Source organism: Gluconacetobacter sacchari (genome assembly GCF_014174255.1).
GTDB lineage: Bacteria > Pseudomonadota > Alphaproteobacteria > Acetobacterales > Acetobacteraceae > Gluconacetobacter > Gluconacetobacter sacchari.
Genome location: NZ_JABEQJ010000018.1, coordinates 33,643 through 50,579 on the forward strand (window position 1 = coordinate 33,643; position 16,937 = coordinate 50,579).

Annotated in this window: 17 protein-coding genes, 1 tRNA gene and 1 pseudogene; 10 read left to right on the forward strand and 9 right to left on the reverse strand. The window is 64.5% G+C overall.

The window, feature by feature from the left end; all coding sequences use genetic code 11:
• Positions 1-218: 218 nt before the first annotated feature.
• The 4 genes from HLH48_RS13905 to HLH48_RS13920 all read left to right on the forward strand — a co-directional run bounded on the left by HLH48_RS13905 (position 219) and on the right by HLH48_RS13920 (position 3,722).
• A complete protein-coding gene (locus tag HLH48_RS13905) occupies positions 219-1,451 on the forward strand; it encodes an MFS transporter (RefSeq protein ID WP_246387334.1) in 1,233 nt (410 codons plus the stop codon).
• Positions 1,448-1,690 (forward strand): hypothetical protein, encoded by a 243-nt coding sequence (locus HLH48_RS13910; protein ID WP_182998091.1) that lies wholly within the window; start codon positions 1,448-1,450, stop codon positions 1,688-1,690. Before HLH48_RS13905 ends, HLH48_RS13910 begins: the two co-directional genes overlap by 4 nt.
• Positions 1,691-2,005: 315 nt before the next feature.
• Positions 2,006-2,209, forward strand: a complete 204-nt coding sequence (locus HLH48_RS23670; RefSeq protein WP_308446613.1) for a hypothetical protein — start codon at positions 2,006-2,008, stop codon at positions 2,207-2,209.
• Between the two features lie 175 nt (positions 2,210-2,384).
• Positions 2,385-3,722 carry an amino acid permease gene (locus HLH48_RS13920; protein WP_246387335.1) on the forward strand — a complete coding sequence of 446 codons (1,338 nt, stop codon included), beginning with the start codon at positions 2,385-2,387 and terminating at the stop codon, positions 3,720-3,722.
• On the opposite strand, the gene HLH48_RS13925 is transcribed toward HLH48_RS13920, so the two are convergent.
• Positions 3,707-4,300: a DedA family protein gene (locus HLH48_RS13925; protein WP_306309939.1), complete on the reverse strand. Its 594-nt coding sequence runs from the start codon at positions 4,298-4,300 to the stop codon at positions 3,707-3,709. The genes HLH48_RS13920 and HLH48_RS13925 overlap by 16 nt on opposite strands.
• A gap of 184 nt (positions 4,301-4,484) precedes the next feature.
• Positions 4,485-5,342, reverse strand: a complete 858-nt coding sequence (aroE, locus tag HLH48_RS13930) for a shikimate dehydrogenase (protein WP_182998092.1) — start codon at positions 5,340-5,342, stop codon at positions 4,485-4,487.
• A gap of 118 nt (positions 5,343-5,460) precedes the next feature.
• Here aroE and HLH48_RS13935 point away from each other — a divergent pair, with 118 nt between their 5' ends.
• Positions 5,461-5,622 (forward strand): hypothetical protein, encoded by a 162-nt coding sequence (locus HLH48_RS13935; protein WP_182998093.1) that lies wholly within the window; start codon positions 5,461-5,463, stop codon positions 5,620-5,622.
• Between the two features lie 328 nt (positions 5,623-5,950).
• The gene (locus HLH48_RS23570; RefSeq protein ID WP_272502290.1) at positions 5,951-6,760 is read left to right on the forward strand and encodes an HNH endonuclease; all 810 of its coding nucleotides are present in this window, start codon (positions 5,951-5,953) and stop codon (positions 6,758-6,760) included.
• Between the two features lie 258 nt (positions 6,761-7,018).
• Here HLH48_RS23570 and HLH48_RS23790 read toward each other — a convergent pair.
• The 7 genes and pseudogenes from HLH48_RS23790 to HLH48_RS13975 all read right to left on the reverse strand — a co-directional run bounded on the left by HLH48_RS23790 (position 7,019) and on the right by HLH48_RS13975 (position 12,483).
• Positions 7,019-8,381: pseudogene (locus HLH48_RS23790) on the reverse strand (DUF6538 domain-containing protein).
• Between the two features lie 89 nt (positions 8,382-8,470).
• A tRNA-Leu gene (locus HLH48_RS13950) sits at positions 8,471-8,556 on the reverse strand.
• A gap of 63 nt (positions 8,557-8,619) precedes the next feature.
• The gene (locus tag HLH48_RS13955) at positions 8,620-9,342 is read right to left on the reverse strand and encodes a M48 family metallopeptidase (protein ID WP_182998094.1); all 723 of its coding nucleotides are present in this window, start codon (positions 9,340-9,342) and stop codon (positions 8,620-8,622) included.
• A complete protein-coding gene (locus tag HLH48_RS13960; protein WP_182998095.1) occupies positions 9,339-9,821 on the reverse strand; it encodes a YcgN family cysteine cluster protein in 483 nt (160 codons plus the stop codon). Before HLH48_RS13960 ends, HLH48_RS13955 begins: the two co-directional genes overlap by 4 nt.
• 48 nt (positions 9,822-9,869) lie before the next feature.
• Positions 9,870-10,316 carry a hypothetical protein gene (locus tag HLH48_RS13965; protein WP_182998096.1) on the reverse strand — a complete coding sequence of 149 codons (447 nt, stop codon included), beginning with the start codon at positions 10,314-10,316 and terminating at the stop codon, positions 9,870-9,872.
• Positions 10,313-11,320 (reverse strand): extracellular solute-binding protein, encoded by a 1,008-nt coding sequence (locus HLH48_RS13970; RefSeq protein ID WP_246387337.1) that lies wholly within the window; start codon positions 11,318-11,320, stop codon positions 10,313-10,315. Before HLH48_RS13970 ends, HLH48_RS13965 begins: the two co-directional genes overlap by 4 nt.
• Before the next feature lie 47 nt (positions 11,321-11,367).
• Positions 11,368-12,483, reverse strand: coding sequence for an ABC transporter ATP-binding protein (locus HLH48_RS13975; RefSeq protein WP_182998097.1), 1,116 nt, complete (start codon positions 12,481-12,483; stop codon positions 11,368-11,370).
• Between the two features lie 309 nt (positions 12,484-12,792).
• Between HLH48_RS13975 and HLH48_RS13980 the strand changes: the two genes are divergently transcribed.
• From HLH48_RS13980 to HLH48_RS13995, 4 genes are all read left to right on the forward strand, one after another.
• Entirely contained in the window at positions 12,793-13,233 is a 441-nt protein-coding gene (locus HLH48_RS13980; RefSeq protein ID WP_182998098.1) for a hypothetical protein, read from the forward strand.
• Between the two features lie 305 nt (positions 13,234-13,538).
• The gene (locus tag HLH48_RS13985) at positions 13,539-15,773 is read left to right on the forward strand and encodes an FUSC family protein (RefSeq protein ID WP_220795128.1); all 2,235 of its coding nucleotides are present in this window, start codon (positions 13,539-13,541) and stop codon (positions 15,771-15,773) included.
• Positions 15,773-15,967, forward strand: a complete 195-nt coding sequence (locus tag HLH48_RS13990; RefSeq protein ID WP_182998140.1) for a DUF1656 domain-containing protein — start codon at positions 15,773-15,775, stop codon at positions 15,965-15,967. Before HLH48_RS13985 ends, HLH48_RS13990 begins: the two co-directional genes overlap by 1 nt.
• A gap of 43 nt (positions 15,968-16,010) precedes the next feature.
• Positions 16,011-16,922 carry an HlyD family efflux transporter periplasmic adaptor subunit gene (locus HLH48_RS13995; RefSeq protein WP_182998099.1) on the forward strand — a complete coding sequence of 304 codons (912 nt, stop codon included), beginning with the start codon at positions 16,011-16,013 and terminating at the stop codon, positions 16,920-16,922.
• The last annotated feature ends 15 nt before the right edge of the window (positions 16,923-16,937 follow it).

Below are 16,937 nucleotides of genomic sequence, written 5' to 3' on the forward strand. Positions count from 1 at the left end.
CGATTTCCCGGCTGGATATGACGCATCCGATACCGTTTCGGCATCGGATTGCCCTAAAATCTATGCTTTCCAGTACAACGGAGCCGTCACTACGTTACGACTTCGGACTGGAAACTCCTCCTCGTTTGCAGGCAGCATCCATCATCGATCACCGCCCGTCCGGGAAGCGCCGCCACGCCGGCGCGTCCCGGAGCAGAGAGGGAACAGGACCGTTTCGCATGACTTCCGGAATACTCTCCCCGTTGCCTGCGCAATCGCGACCCGCCCGCCCCCGGCTGCCCTGGGCCAGCGTCGCGGGGTCGGCCATCGGATATGCGATGGACGGGTTCGATTTCCTGCTGCTCGGCTTCATCATGCCGGCCCTGGTCGGGGACCTGCATCTCAACCTGGTTCAGGGCTCGTGGCTGGTCACCGCCACGCTGCTCGGCACCGTCGCCGGCGGCCTGGGTTTCGGCCTGCTGTCGGATATGCTGGGGCGCATTCGTATCCTCGCCGTCAGCATCTTCGTCTTCGCCCTCTTTACGGGCCTGTGCGCTTTCGCGCAGTCCTATGCCCAACTGCTGGTCTGCCGCGTGATCGCCGGGGTCGGACTGGGCGGAGAATTCGGAATCGGCATGGCCCTGGTGGCCGAATCCTGGCCGCCGGCCTATCGCGCCCGGGCCTCGTCCTATGTCGGCATCGGCTGGCAGGCCGGGGTCTTTCTCGCGGCGCTCGCCACCCCGCCGCTGCTGCCGCTGATCGGCTGGCGCGGCATGTTCCTGCTCGGCGCGGTTCCGGCGCTGGTCGCGGTTTTCATCCGGCGCGGACTGGCCGAACCGGCGCCCGGCCCACGCCCGGCGCCCGCCCGGCCAAAGCCGTCATTCCACCTCTTGCTGGGCAGCGCCGCCGCGCGCCGAACCGCGCTGGGCATCCTGATTCTCTGTTCCGTCCAGAATTTCTGTTATTATGGCGTCATGATCTGGCTGCCGAACTATCTGGCGGGCCATTTCGGCTACAGCCTGACCCGCACGGGGCTCTGGACCGCCGCGACGGTCCTGGGCATGGCGGCGGGCATCGCCGCCTTCGGTCATATGGCCGACAGGGTGGGGCGCAAGATCGCCTTCCGGACCTGGATGGGCGGCGCCGCGATCATGGTCGTCGTCTATTCCCTGATGACCTCGCCGCCGGGCCTGCTGGTCGCGGGTGCCATCATGGGCTTTTTCGTCAACGGCATGATCGGCGGCTACGGCGCCCTGATCAGCGATTCCTACCCCGCGAGCATACGCGCGACCGCCCAGAATCTGCTGTTCAACGCCGGCCGGCTGGTCGGCGGGTTCGGTCCGGTCGCGATCGGCTCGCTATCCGCCTCGTGGGGAATCGGCAGGACGATCGCCATCCTCTCGGTCCTGTATCTGGTCGATATCGCCGCGCTCGCCCTGATCAGCGACCGGCGGGAGATGCCGGCATCATGACAGCCTGTTCCGACCGTCATCCGCGGCCCGTCGACGAACTCGCGACCATCGTCAGCCATGAGGCGGTAAACCGCGAATACCGGAACATGATGCTGCTCGGACAGCAATATTTCTATTACAACGCGCCCTTCGCCGGTTATTCGCAGGACCAGCTTCCCAGCAACAGCCAGGCCGCGCGCGCACTGGGCGGTGTGACATATGCGTCCTACTGCACCAATCCGGTCAACACCCAGACCTAAGGCGGCGATTTCAGCCTCGATTACCTGTGGAACACAGGGCGCTACGGATCGTTCGATTTCCGGGTCGGCGTCAATTTCTCCGACAATGAAATCCGCAGCTACAACCAGACGCCGGCGGTCCTGCATAACCTCGGCCTGCAAAGCTTCAATACCTATGCCGAGGAAATCCTGCTCCATACCAGCCCCAAGAACAGGGAAAATCTCGACATCACCTGGAAATACGGAAAGTGGTCGATCTTCGCGCAGGAACTGCGCTACGGCTCGACCCTGTTCCTGCCGTCACCCGCCCTGCCGGGCGTATCCGAAAATCCGGCGATGCTGACAAATCTGGAAGTGTCCTACCGCATCCTCCCGCGCTGGACCATCGCCCTCGGCGGCCGGAATGTCGGCAACAAGTATCCGACGCGCGTGCCCTATGGCATCCGTGGAAAATTGCAGAACCAATCGCTCTATTCCTATTTCGGACCCTATGGATTCAGCGGCGGCATGTATTACGCGCGCACGTCGCTCGACTTCTGATAGCCTGTTTGGAAACACACGCGCGATCACGAGAATCCGCTTGCCCGCCCGTCATATCGATTTTACAATGATACCGACCATGCAGCCACGCTCCCTACCCTGACCGCCAGCCGGCGTCTGAACCGCTCCCCCGTCACCACACCGGACAGCGACCGGACAACGGAAAGGACATCAATTGGCATCAGGCCGCCTCGACTCCGCTCCGGCAGCATCGCTGCGCATCCGCCATATCACCATGATCTCGCTCGGCGGCGTCATGGGGGCCGGCTTCTTCATCGGCGCGTCGGGCGCCATCGCCATGGCCGGCCCGGCGGTGCTGCTATCCTACGCCTTCGCCGGCATCCTGATCTATTTCGTCAACCTGATCCTGTGCGACCTGCTCGGGCGCACGCCCCATCGCGGATCGTTCGTCAGCCAGGTCGGCCACATTCTCGGCCCGCGCTGCGGCTTCGTCATGGGCTGGACCTACCTGCTGGTCTGGGTCACCACCCTGGCGGCGGAAATCATGGCGGCCGCCTCGCTGCTCGCCCCGCTGGTGCCGCTTCCCTACTGGCTGCTGGAATTGCTGGTGCTGGGCAGCATGACCGTTCTCAATCTCGCCTCGGTGCGCGGATATGGCGAAATCGAATATGGCCTGTCCTTCACCAAGGTCGCCGCCGTGCTGGTCTTCCTGGGCATCGGCGCCACCGCCCTGGCCAGGGGTCACCATGTCGCCCACGCCGCGTTCCTCGATGGCGGCCTGTTCCCGCACGGCGCCGTGGCCATGCTCAGCGCCGTGCCCGTCGTCGTGTTCTCCATGGCCGGGACCGAAATCGGCACCATCGCCGCGCTGGATTCCGACCGGCCGCAGCAGAACATCGCCCGTATCGCCCGCACCATCGCCATCCGCCTGCTGGGCTTCTACCTGTCCTCGGTCGCCGTCATCCTGTGCATCCTGCCCTGGCGGACGGTCGTCCCCGGCCATTCGCCCTTTCTCCAGGTCCTGGGCGCCCTGCACATTCCCTTCGCGGACGGGATGATGACGATCGTTATCCTCGCCGCCGTTCTCTCCACGCTGAATTCCGGCCTCTATGCGTCGTCCCGGATCCTGCGCGATGTCGCGCTGGCCGGCAACGCGCCCGCCAGCCTGCGGGCCACGGGCGCGGCCAGCGGCATTCCGCATCGGGCCGTGCTGTGGGTGGCCGCCTCCAGCGCCGCCGTCGCGGCCTCGGCCATCCTGTCACCGACGCTTGTCTTCTCCTTCCTGATCAGCGTCGTCGGTGTCTTCATCATCGCGGGCAACATGATGGTCGTCGTGGCCCGGCTCTGCCTTGTGCCCGACGGCCGCCGTTCCGCGCGCTTCACGCTCGCGGGCCTGGCCGCCGTCCTCGTCGCGATGGCCGTCGATCCCCATGCGCGCCACGAACTGGCCCTCGGCAGCATCGCGATCGGCGGCATCTTCCTGCTGGAATGTATCGTCTCGGCTCGTCGCCGCCGCAGGAAGCCAGCCGGGGCCGATCACGTCCCCGGATAGGCGGCCAGCGCCGTCGCTTCCCGCATCGCCTGCCGCGTCAACCGCTTTTCGTTCTTGCGCAGGAAAAGGCCCGCACCGACCAGACCGGCGAACGCCACGATGCCGATGCCAACCCCCACCGGCCCCGAAACCTGCGAAATCCTGCGCCCGAGAGCATAGGTGCCCAGCGCATAGCCACCCGCCCAGCATGTCCCGCCCAGCGTATTGAAGAGCATGAAGCGGCGCCAGCGCATGTTGCACGCCCCGGCCAGCAGCGCCACGAACACCCGCAGCAGCGAAACGAAGCGCCCCAGAAAAACGATGGTGCTCCCCTGGCGGCTGAACAGATAGCGCCCGAGGATCAACCGCTCATGCGTCAGGCCGATGCGGGCGCCATGCTCTTCAAGCAGCTTCATGCCGAAATGCCGCCCGATCATGTAGCCGCAATTGTCGCCGATGATGGCCCCGGCGATGGCGGCCAGCGCCACCCCCTGAATCGCCAGGTGATGCGTCTTGAGACAATAGAGCGACGCCGTGATGATGCAGGTTTCAGCGGGGACGGGAACGCCCATGCTCTCCAGCAAGACGGCCAGGGTCACGATGCCATAGCCATAATGATGCAGCAGACTGTCCAGATGCTGAAGCAGCGACGCTATCCTTGCGCTGACCGACAGGCATGGAGTGATGGAGGCAAACGGCCCGCCGGGAAAAGAGGCGCGAGCGCATGACAGCCCTGCCCCGGCAGGCGGCGCCGGCCCGGCCGCCCGCCCCACACCGCGCGGATCAGTCCCCGGCGCCGAAAATATCCTGGAGCGCGCGTTTCATCACACCGGCATCGAGCGTTTTTTCCAGCCACAGCTCGACGCCGATCACCCCCTGGTTGACCAGCATGCCCAGCCCGTCGAGCGGCGTGCAGCCACGCGCCTTCGCTTCGCGCAGAAGACGCGTCTTCGGCGGGTTCGGGATCACATCGGCCACGATGAGCCCCTTTCTCAGGCTGTCGAGCGCGACCGGCGGGATCGCGTCCCTGTCGCCCAGCCCGATGGAGGTGGCGTTGATCAGGATGTCGACATCCTCCGGCACCCGCGCCTCGCCCTCCCACGGCATGGCGCGCGCGTCGCCGCGCGTATGGTCCCGCACCAGCGCCGCGATGGTTTCCGCCTTGGCGGGATCGCGATTGACGATCGTGACATGGCCGGTGCCGGCAAGCCCCAGTTCCACCGCGATCGCCCGGGCGGCTCCCCCCGCGCCCAGCAGCATGACCTTCGCGCCGCGCGGATCGGCCACCTCCCGCAACGAGGCCAGGAAGCCCTTGCCGTCCGTATTGTCGCCGGTCAACCGGCCGTCGCGGATCGTCACGCAGTTCACCGCGCCGATGATCCGCGCGGACTCGGACAGGGCATCCAGATACGGGATCACCGCGACCTTATGCGGCAGCGAGCAGTTGAACCCCACCCATTCCATGGCCTTCGCGCCTCGCACGGCATCGGCCAGGTTCCCGGGCTTCACGTCGCAATTGATATAGCGCGCGTCGATATCGTGATGACGATAGGCCGCCTCGATCATGGCGACCGTCGGATTGTCGGCGCACGGCGTGGAGAACGATCCGGTCAGGATGCTCAGGAAGCGTCTGTCACTCATTCGGCACTCCGAAAATGGGGATTGCGGTACCGTCGCATAGCTATGCATGCTGGCCACCCGATGTCCAAGGCCGGGACGTCGGCCATGGGCAATTGCACGAATCTGGGGGATCCAGCCGATGACATCGCATCCGAAGGAAAAAGCCGAGCAAATGATCAAGGAACTCGGCGCACAGGCCCTGGCCGAGGCCGAGAAGCGCTACGGCGTGGCGCTGGAGATGCTGGACCTGAAGGACCAGGGTTTCTGGCTCGACGTGATCGACCGCATCAAGAAGCACTGACCGCCCCCGGGCCAGCCCCGTCCGGCACAGGCGGGGCGGTTCGGGTCCGGACAGGAATCCCTCTTTCGATACCATGAAAGTGGTGCGAACTGCGGGACTCGAACCCGCTCTCTTTGGTTGCAACCAGTCAGACAACCCATTGAAACAGACCGATAATTTCAGACGAAATCATCCTTCGCATGGTGACCGCGGGTTCACTGTGCGGGCAAACCCGTGGGGCAGTCAAGATGCAACGTCGACTTTTAGATATCGCACGCAGTAATGATAGTATTGCTCACTTTCAAACGAAAAGTATTTAGATTAAACCATTATTTTTTAAGGGAATGTCATGATTACTGTAAGAACCATAATCGAAGAAACTGTTAATTACGTAACGGAAAATAGTATATATAAAAACCTCTATATCAAACCAAGAGCGAAGGAATACGCCAATATACCACAATACAAAGGAAAGTGGTTTTTATATCCGAGTATAGATATAAGGTCTTCTGGAGTGGATACTTCATTTTGGTTTAGTCCGGAGGCAGTTTCTATATTCCACAATAATAAAAATTTATTTTCGCATGCTTTATCGAAAAAATTTGGAAAAGATAGGGTTTTTATTCGTAAGCGGTGTGGGTATGCTGTGATTGTAAAATTTGACAAATTAAATAATAAAGAATTATTTATAAATGATTGTGAAAACATAAAAAATATTCATTCTTTAGGTGAGCAATTTATTGATATGATGGAAGTATGTGATGATTTAGTTTCAATGCTAGGTGTTTACAGATCACAGCAGGAACTTGAAGAAGAAACTGAGAGAGGTGTTGAGCAATTAAATGAGGAGTGGACAAATGAGAAGCAGATTGAATTTTTACAAAAAAATATAGGTCATGAGCTTCCAGAACAAGAAACGGTTCAGATTATTCGGTATAAAAGGAACCCTGCTGTAGTCGTTGCAGCTAGGTGGCGTGCTGATGGTCATTGTGAAGAGTGTAAAAAACCGGCACCATTTAAACGACAGTCTGATGGCAAGCCTTTTCTAGAGGTTCATCATATTCACCCGCTATCTCAAGGCGGAGTAGATAAAATAGATAATGTGAAAGCGATTTGTCCTAACTGTCATCGCAAATTGCATTACGGAATTGATCAATAAGAATTTTTATATTGAAAGTGAGCGACGAAGCGAAGCCAGCCGTGCAAACCAGCGGACACGTTGTGTTCCGATGGTTTGCAAACTGGTCAGGGGGAGAGCAATGCTCTCCCCCGTGAACCCCCTCTTTTCCATACTTATACTGCCCTGCAAGGTGCAGGCTAAAAAGGGAGGTTTCTGTGCTTTAGGGGGTCAACGGGGGAGGTCACTCCCCCTTGCCAGATGTCGAATGGGTAGCCATTCGACACTGCTGGCTCCCTTTTAAAGAGTCACGTTTGCAAAGGCTGTTTCTGGGTAGCTGATTGTCTCTACTGTCTGGCTGAGGTTGGCGGTGGTTATGCCAGTCAGATAGGTGGTTGTCCCTTGGCTTTTGTGAGTTGCTTCATGTCCCAGCAGGCGGTCAATCCAGACTTCCCTGATATTGGCATCCGCGTTTCGAAGTTGGGTCGATACGGTGTGCCGGAACGAGTGAAAGGTGATTTCTGCTGGCAGGCCAATGCGGGTCTTAAGCAATGAAAAGGCCCTGCCAAGGGCTGCGCCCCTGACACCCTGTTTCGAGGTTTCCAGACCCGGAATTAGATAAGGGCCGTCAGTGGTATCCTTAAGGGCCAGAACTCCTGCTTTAATCAGCTTTGAGTGGACTGGCACTACACGAGTGCCTGCTTCCGTCTTGGGTGCCCGCCGGTTTCGGTGTGAGGTCGGATAAGGAAGCAAGGGATACCGTCAGCGGTTTGGAGGTCTTCCTTGCGTAGGGTGCAGATTTCACCCAGCCTCATACCTGAGTAGGCTGCAATCAGGGTGACAAGCTTGAAGGTCTGTTCTGGTACGGACGTGCTGTGCCATGAGGCAGAGGTCAGCAAAGTCAGTTCTCTGGCCGTCCAGCTTCTGCGTATGGTCTTTTGCCCATTCTCAAAATTCCAGCCTGTCCACGGATTGCGCGTGACCAGTTCCCGCTGGTGTAACTGGTTCCAGAGGGCAGAGAGGCGCATCATATGGTTTTTGACACTCTTACCACTCAAGGTTGGTAAACCTTCTTCTCTGGCCCGTTGTGCTTCTTCTTCAAGGGTAAGACTGCTTTTGCGTTTGCCCAGTGATGCTGGCAGAGAAAACAGCAGGTCACGGAATGCCCCAGCTTTCTCGCCACCAATAATGGACACAGGAGCATCTCCGAAAGCTTGAAGGAATAGATGTACTGCCCGCCGGGTCGCTTTCTTGGTGTCAGCGCTGGCATGAGGACTATCCAACACGAAGCGTATCAGGGCATCGGAGAGCATCAAGGTGGCTGCTTTGTCCGTTTTCTTTACTGTCCGGGGTTTGGGCATCGGTGCTGAAACTGGCATGGACCTCGTTTCCTGAGCGGATGAAGGCAGGTTCACGCTCTGCAAATCCCGCAGTGAAACCCACAGTCCCTCAAGCCTGCTTAAAGCGTCTGGTTCAGAGAGGGCTAGATGGGCCTGAGAGAATAACTCAGTGGTTCTGGCGTGAAGCAGAGAAGCGCGTTTGCGGGCCTCATTCTGGTAGCCGGTTTCAGTGAAACCCAGATTTCCCGCCGGTTTAGGGCTGCTCGCAGGGCAGGGGGAACGATACGGCGGAAGTGGTAAGTGGTGCCTCGGACACGGAGCATAGAATCTTCCCTCAGTGGGGAAGGACGATGGAGCAAAGACAGCCTTTGCCCCTCTATCAGCCGAAAAATCGTGCTATTTCAGGTCTCTGTGGTGCGAACTGCGGGACTCGAACCCGCACGCCCTTGCGGGCGCAAGATTTTAAGTCTCGTGCGTCTACCATTCCGCCAAGTTCGCCCGGCCTGCCGTCTAGCATACCCACGCGGCGGACGAAATGCGTCGGCGGCGCCTTTCGTCAGATCACGCGGCGCGCAGCAGGCCCGGCCCATGCCGACGCAGCCAGGTCTCCGCCCTGTGGCGGTGCGGCGTCAGCCCGGCCACCAGCACCCAGAAATCCGGGCCGTGATTCATGTGGCGCAGATGCGCCAACTCGTGGGCGACCACGTAATGCTGCACATCCGCCGGGGCCATCACCAGCCGCCAGTTCAGCATGACCGTGCCATCGGCGCTGCAACTGCCCCACCGGCTGCTGGTATCCTTGATCACGATCCGCCGCGGCCGTAACCCGGCCGGCCCGCCGATCTGCGCCAGCCGCGCCCCCAGCCGCCGCCCGGCTTCCTCCCGCAGAAAAGCCGTCAGGCGCCGGCGCAGGAACGGCGCCTCGCCGCTGACCTTCACCACGTCGTCCTCGATCCACACCCCCCGCCGCCCGTCCGGGCAATGGGCGATCGCATGCGGGCGTCCGTCCAGCAGCACCTCGCCGCCATCATGCCATGGTACCGCCGCCGGCAGATGATCCAGCCGGGACAGCACCCAGACGGCATGGCTTCGCAGCAGCGTCAGACCGGCCGCGCGCTCCACCCTGGGCGGCAGGGTCATGACGATCTCGGCCTCACGCGCGTCGACCCGCAGCGACAGCCGCCGGGCCCGCGCCGAACGGCGCCAGCGCACCCGGACATCACGCCCCGCCAGCCGGACGATCTCCGCCTCCGCCGGCATCGGACCGGAGAGGCCGGCCGTCATTCCGGCGCGCGCGCCCGGGGCCGGCGCGGGCGAGGCATCACGCCGGGCCAGTCGACGATATGATGTTCCAGCGGGCCGGCGCGCCGCTCGCTGATCGCCCGCCCCCGCACCGAAATCCCGGCCTCATGCACGGTGTCGGGCGAGCCCGACACCAGCGGATGCCACCATGCCAATGTCCGTCCCTCGGCCAGCAGCCGATAGGCACAGGATGGCGGCAGCCAGTCGATCTCCCCCAGGGCCTCCGGCGTCAGTTGCACGCAGTCGGGCACCTTGCGCCGCCGGCAGGCATAATCCGAACAGAGGCAGCTTTCCAGGTCCAGCAGCCGGCAGGCAACGTCGGTAAACAGGATCTGCTCGGTCACGTCCTCGCGCAGCTTGTGCAGGCAGCAGCGCCCACACCCGTCGCAAAGCGACTCCCATTCCTCGGTCGTCATTTCGTCCAGACGGCGGGCCTGCCAGAACGGCTTTGTCTCGGTCATGGCGACCGTCTTACCGAATCCCGCCGGCGGAGAGAAGAAAAACGCCGCCTATCCGTCCAGCACGCCCACCATCACTGCCCCCGCCACCGCCAGCGCCGCCGCCGCCAGCACCGCCGGCCCCAGCAACGGCAGCCACAGGCCGCGCAGGCGCGCCCCCCGCCCGGCCCCCAGCCCCCGCGCCGTACGCGCCAATCCGGGCGGCAGCCGGTCGAGCCCACGCAGCAGTGGCAACAGGACCAGAGGAACCACGCAGACAGCCTGAATCACAACCGATGCCATCCCCCCGCCGCGCCAGGGGCCGGCCAGGGCAACCGCCCCCATCCAGCCGGGGATCGCCAGCGCCAGGGCACAGACCGTGGCCCCCGACAGGACGCGCCGCCCCATGGGGCGCGTCCGCATCAGCAGGCCGAACCCGCATGCCATCGCCGCCGCCACCCCTTGCACCAGCAGAGTAACGGCCAGTACCGGCGCACAGCCGGCCGGCGGGCCATTCATGGCGCAGCCAGCCAGTCCGCGAAACGCCTGGACAGGTCGGGCAGATGCTCCTGCCAGAAAACGGCGTTCATCGGCAGCGGCTGCACCGCCACATCATCGGGGCCCGCGTGATACAGCGCAGCAAACCGCGCCGTCTGCTCCGGCTGGGCCATGAAATGCAGCAGGCTGCGTGCCCGATCGCGCGTCGCATGGTCCAGGTCCGGCGCGACGCCCCACGACAGGCCGTCATCCAGGCTCTGCTCCCATTGCAGCCCGACATCGCGCTGCCCGGCCACCGCCGCCGTGACCTCGCCACCTGCCGCGCTGGTCATCAGCACGCTGCCATTGCCGATGATCCGCGCGGATTCCGCCGGGCTGGTCCACCACACGATATAGGGACGCAACTGGCTGAGCTTGCGGAACGCGCGCGCCACGCCTTCCGGCGTCGCCAGCACGGCATAGATGTCGGCCGGCGCCACGCCATCGGCCATCAGCGCGATCTCCAGCGTCGAGCGCGGGTCCTTGCGCAGTCCCCGCTTGCCCGGATAGCGCACGACGTTCCAGAAATCACTCCAGTGCGGCGCCGCCGGAACGCGGCCGCGATCCCACGCCAGGGCGATCCCCTCGCGCAGGGCCGGCACGCCGCAGGCATCCGCGCTGCCGGGGGCGCCGCCCAGGCGCAGCAGCAGCCCCTGCATGCAGGCGGCGCGGGCGGTACTGTCTTCCATCAGCGCCACGGCCCAGGCACGGCCGCCGGCCTTGCGTCCGCCCGAAGGGCGCGGATCGCCGTTCCAGACATAGCGCAGAATGCCGACCCTCATCTGCGCGGCGAAGGGGCGGAAGAACGCCTTGTCCTGCGCCGCGCCCAAGGCGCCCCCCAGTCCATTCACCACCAGGGCATGCGTCCGCCACCCCGCCCACGCGGTCCCGCCGGTCGCCATGATCGCCAGCAGCAGCCCGATCAGAAGATGACGAAACGATCGGAGAATACGGAGCGGGCCGGACAGGGGGATGAACTTTCGCAAGAGGCTGGATAACGGGAAACAGGACAGAACAGGCGGAGCCGACCACGCTAACGCATTTCACCCCGAAACGGAAAGGCCACCGCATGGGCCGGCTGCCAGGCCAGGCGCGCGGCCCGTCCGGCCACCAGCCCCGTCAGGTTCTGCGCCGGAGGGCGCCGGACCAGGACTTCCTGCCCATCCTCCAGGCGAAAGCGCAGCCGGATATGGTCGCCCATGTGATGCAGTCCCGCCAGCACCGCCGGCAGCGTGTCCTCGCCATCGTCATCGGCGCCCGGCCGGCCGGCCGGAAACAGGGTGGCGATCCGGTCGGGGCGGACACACAGCGTACACAACATGTCGCCCGCCAAACCCTGGCCGGCCATGGCCTCGACCCGCGCTCCGCTGGCCAGACGCACCGAAGCCAGATCGTCCTCGACCCACGCGACACGACCGGTCAGCGCGTTGGCATCGCCGAAGCCGGTGGCAACCCGGTCGCAGGCCGGCCGGTCGAACAATTCGGCCGCGCCGCCGATCTGCAACAGCGCGCGGCCGGACAGCACGCCGATCGCGTCGCCCAGCAGCAACGCATCCTCGCGGTCTCCGGTCGTCAGGAGCAGCGTCAGGCCCTGCGCCCGCGCCACGCGGGCCAGCAGGCGGCGCATCGCCACCCGGTCCACACGCTCCAGCCCGGCGAACGGATCATCCAGCAGCAGGACGGAGGGCGCGAACACCAGCAACCGGCCCAGCCGCGCGCGCCATTCATCCTGCGGGGTAAGAACGCGCGGCCGGCTGGACGCACGGCCGTCCAGCCCCAGCAGGGCCAGCACCGCGTCCACCCGCGCCGCCACCGCCGGACGCGCCATGCGGCGCGCCTCCAGCGGAAAGGCCAGGTTGCGCCGCACGGTCAGATGCGCGAACAGCGGATCGCGCGCGCTGAACAGCCCCAGCCCCCGATGCCCCGCCGGCCGCGCCGTCACGTCCCGCCCGTCGAGCAGGATCCGCCCGGCCACGCGCGGCAGATGGCCGGCCAGCGTATCGAGCAGGCGCGACAGATCGGCCGCCCGATCGCCCAGCAATGCCAGGCAGCCGCCAGGCGCGATGGAAAAGGACAGCGCGGGAGCGGCGGGCTCCACCGGCGCGCACACAAATCCGCGAACGTCAAGACGTGGAAGGAGGGGAGCCATGCGCGAAGCGAAACCTGCCTGGACGGAGCGAACGCCCCCGAGTGTAGACAAGCCGCATGAAAGATACGACCGATCTTGCGGCGCCGGCCCGTAAAATCGGCCCGAAGACAGGGCGGACGGCCGGCCGGCGCCGGCTGACGGGTCGTTGCCAAGGCGCGCGAACTGGCCGATCATCGGGCGCGAGACCCGCGCCGCCGCCCACCGTACGCCCAAGGCGGCCATCGCCAGCCGCGCCGCGATCAGCTATCTGGCCAGGCGGACATTCCGGCGGCACGCCCGCCAACGCAGCAGAGGGACGAAGCAAGGACCATGAAGATAGCCGAACTTGGCAAAGCCACCCTCCAGGCGGAACTGACCGTCCGCCGCGAGATGGCCATCCGCATAGGCAGGCAAGTGGCGTTCCTGGTCGTCGCCGCCGTGTTCGGCCTGCTGGCCATCCTGTCGGGACATGCGCTGCTCTGGGCCTTCGCGTACCAGACCCTGGGGTTCAGCGTGCTCGGCGCCGCCATCCTGGTCTTCCTGGTCGATGCCGCGATGGCGCTGGTGTTCCTGCTGCTGGGCCGCCGCTCGATCATGACGGCGACCGAAATCCGTTCCCGCTTCGCCCGCGAACACGCAATGAACGAACTGCGGCAGGCCCTGGCCCTGACCGCCATCACCTCCGCCATCGCCGGGCCGGTCGGCCGTCAGGCCCTGCGCGCGATCCTGCACGCCATCCGCTCGCTCTTCGGCCGCAAGGCCGGCCTCTGACCCCTCGATCTCTCCCGCATCGCGGGAGAGACGCCAAAGTCGGTTGGGGACCATGCTGAAATTGCATTGGCCCCCGCCGATCATTTCTGGAAACGTGCCCGGCAGTCACAATTTCATGAGCATGCGGGACCATATGCGTGCGCATGACAGCAGGAAAGCCGGGTAGCGACAAGGATGGCGGACTCCGAGCGTAGTGCGCGGGCACGATCCTTTGGACGTCGTCTGACCCATGAACATGCGGCCCGGCAGGGCCGGCCAGGCATTGCGCCCGCGCGGGCCCGGGCGATCGACCCGGCCGACCGGACATGAGCATCCGGCTGGTCCCGCCGCACGCGGCGCTGCATGTCCCGCGTTCGCTGGCCCGGCTCGGCGGGTTCACCTTTCCCGAGTGGAAAGCGCTCCTGCCCACCATCGGCTATACCGCCCGCGCGCTGCTGTCGGTCGGGCTGGCCCTGTTCCTGTCGTTCTTCTTCCAGCTCCAGACGCCGATGTCGTCGGTCACGACGGTCCTGATCGTGGCCAACCCGGTCGTCGGCGCGATGGTCTCCAAGAGCTTCTGGCGCATCTTCGGCACGGTGATCGGGGCCGCGGCGGCCGTGCTGCTGATGGCAGCCTTTCCCCAGTCGCCGATGCTGTATTTCATGGGCCTGTCGCTCATCATCGGCCTCGCCTGCTGCGTGTCGACGCTGCTGCGGTTCTTCAAGGCCTATGCCGCGGTGCTGGCGGGCTACACCATCGTCCTGGTCTCGGTGTCCACCTTCGCCGACCCCGACGGCATCTTCATGGCGGCCATGTCGCGCCTGTCGGCGGTCACGGTCGGCATCGTCAGCACGGCGGTGGTGTTCCTGGTCACCTCGGTCAGCCGGCCGGAGAAGGTCCTGCGCCAGGTCGACCAGACATTGCGCACCATCACCAGCCTGTTCTCGCGCCCCGCGGACCTGGAAGACGCGCCCGCCGCCCGCACGCCGATGCCCGACGATCGCGGCCAGCCGCTGTCGTTCCGCGCCATGACGCTGACCAGCTACGACGCGCGGGCCCGCCTGCTGTCGCAGGCCAACGCGCTGGTCGAATCGATCGAATATGCCGCCGCCGACAATTTCGCGATCGGCCGCCGGGCGGACGGCCTGCGCGCGGGCGTGGCCAGGCTGCTGGGGCTGCTCAGCACCCATCATCCGATCTGGCGGAACGAGCCTCCGGAAAATCCGCAGACGACCGCCGCCCGCGACCTGGTGCATGAGGTCATGGCCGGCTTCGCCGTCGCGCCGCCGGAAAACCTGCACCTGGAAGACCCGGGCCAGATGCGCGCCCGCCTCGCCGCCGCCATCACCACCCTGGACGCCCTGTCGGAGCAGACGAAAGACCTGCCCACGATCGCCTTCATCGACAACGAACGCGACATTCTGGCCCAACTGCACGAGGCGCTGGACGATTTCGTGGGGCGGCAGGCCGATGTGCGGCCCATCAGCCTGCGGCTCTATTTCGACTGGCCCTCGGCGCTGCGCAACGGCACGCGCGGCGCGTTCGTGACCTTGCTGGGCTGCCTGATCTGGTATGTCTTCCGCTGGACGAACGGCGCCAACATGCTCACCTACCTGATCCCGGCCTCGTGCCTGCTGGCCACCAGCCCGGTGGCATCGCGCGCCAGCGCCCTGTTCGCCAGCGGCACCTTTGCCGCGATCCCCGCCGCCTTCATCTGCCAGACCTTCCTGCTGCCCCGGATCGACGGCTACCCGCTGCTGTGGCTGTCGCTGTCGATCTGCCTGCTGCCGGGCATCTGGCTGCAATTCCATCCCCGCCACGCCATGCGGGGCTTCGGCTATGCGGTATTCTTCAACGCCATGGTGCAGATCCGCAACCCGATTTCCTATGACGACCTGTCGCTGATGAATGTCTGGCTGGCCTACCTGATCGCGGTGATCGGCCTGGCGCTGGTCTTCCGGGTCATCCTGCCCTCCGACCACCGGCTGGATACCGGCCGGCTGGTGATGTCGATCAACCGCGCGACCCAGCGGCTGGCGCGCCTGCCGTTGCACCGTCAGGTCGACTGGCCGGTGTGGGAGAACCTGCAAATGCAGAAGATCCTGCGCATGATCCAGCGTTTCTCGCTGGTCGCCCCTCCCAGGCGCGTCTACGAAACCACCGACGCGGCGTTCATCTGCGTCTCGGTGGGGCGCCTGATCGCCCGGTTGCGGCACCTGGCACGGAATCCGGCGGTCCACGAGCACGACCGCGTACGCACGCTCCTGGCCCTGGCCTCCTTCCGGCATCTATGCCGCCAGCCGGCCCGCACCGCGCAGATGCTCCGTACCGCGGCGCAGGAGGTGATGCGCGATGTCGAGGACCGCCCCGCCCTGTCCCACGTTCCCACCCGGCGCATTGCTGCCTGCCTGGAACAGGCATCGCTCCTGGTAGACTCGGCCCCCGGATTCTTTCACAAACAAGGCCCCTTGCAATTGCCGGGCGACATGCCCGGCGCCAACGGCAGACTGAATATGGCCATCCCGCCCCAGGCGCGTTCGTTCGGAATGAGAGTCGCGTGATGCTGACCGAGTTCAATTTCTTCGGCGTCTTCATGGCGCCGATCGTCGTCTACGCGGTCGCCGCCCTGCCGGTGACGATGCTGATCCGCTTCCTGCTGTGGTGGAGCGGGATCATGAAATGGTTCTGGCATCTCGCGCTGTTCGAGGTCGCCTTGTACACGTCCGTTCTATGCCTGATGATCCTGTTCGTCTGAGAAACGACCGAACAACTGCCCCCTTGCTAGGTCCGAGAGAGACATGCCCCTTCTACGCACCCTGATCCGCGTGGTCCTGACCCTGAGCGTCGTCGCGCTGGCGATCGTCCTGGGGGTGACCCTGTGGGACACGTACATGATCGCCCCCTGGACGCGCGACGGGCGCGTGCGCGTCTACGTGGTGGACGTGGCGCCCGAAATTCCCGGCACGGTGGTGCAGGTCCCGGTGGTCGACAACCAGTTCGTCCACAAGGGCGACCCGCTGTTCGTGCTGGACCCGGTGCGCTTCCGCCTGGCGATCCGCGAGGCCCAGGCCCGCCTGGACGGCGCGGAGGAAGAGCTGAAGCTGAAGCGCAACGACGCCAAGCGCCGCATGGGCCTGGGCGGCATCGTGTCGGCCGAGGAACAGGAAGTCTTCAACTCCAACGTGGCGACGCAGGTGGCGACGGTCGACGCGGCCCGCGCGGCGCTGGACCTGGCGAAGCTGAACCTGCAACGCTCGGTGCTGTACTCGCCGGTCAACGGCTACGTGACCAACCTGAACCTGCGGGTGGGCGATTATCTGACGGCGGGCCAGCCCCGCCTGGCGGTGATCGACGCGGATTCCTACTGGGTCAACGGGTATTTCGAAGAAACCAAGATGTGGGGCGTGCATGTCGGCGACGTGGCCCGGGTGAAGCTGATGGGCTACAAGCAGATCATCCCCGGCCATGTCGTGTCGATCGCGCGCGGCATCAACGACCAGAACGGCAATCCGGACCGGCTGGGCTTGCAGGACGTCAACCCGATCTTCACCTGGGTCCGCCTGGCGCAGCGCATTCCGGTGCGCATCCATCTGGACCGTGTGCCCGAGAGCGTGACGCTGGCGGCCGGCATGACCTGCACGGTCAGCGTCGGCCCGCAATCGCGCAGCCAGAAGGGGCATCTGACCACCTGGCTGCAAGATCATCTGTAAGGCCCCCGGCGCGAG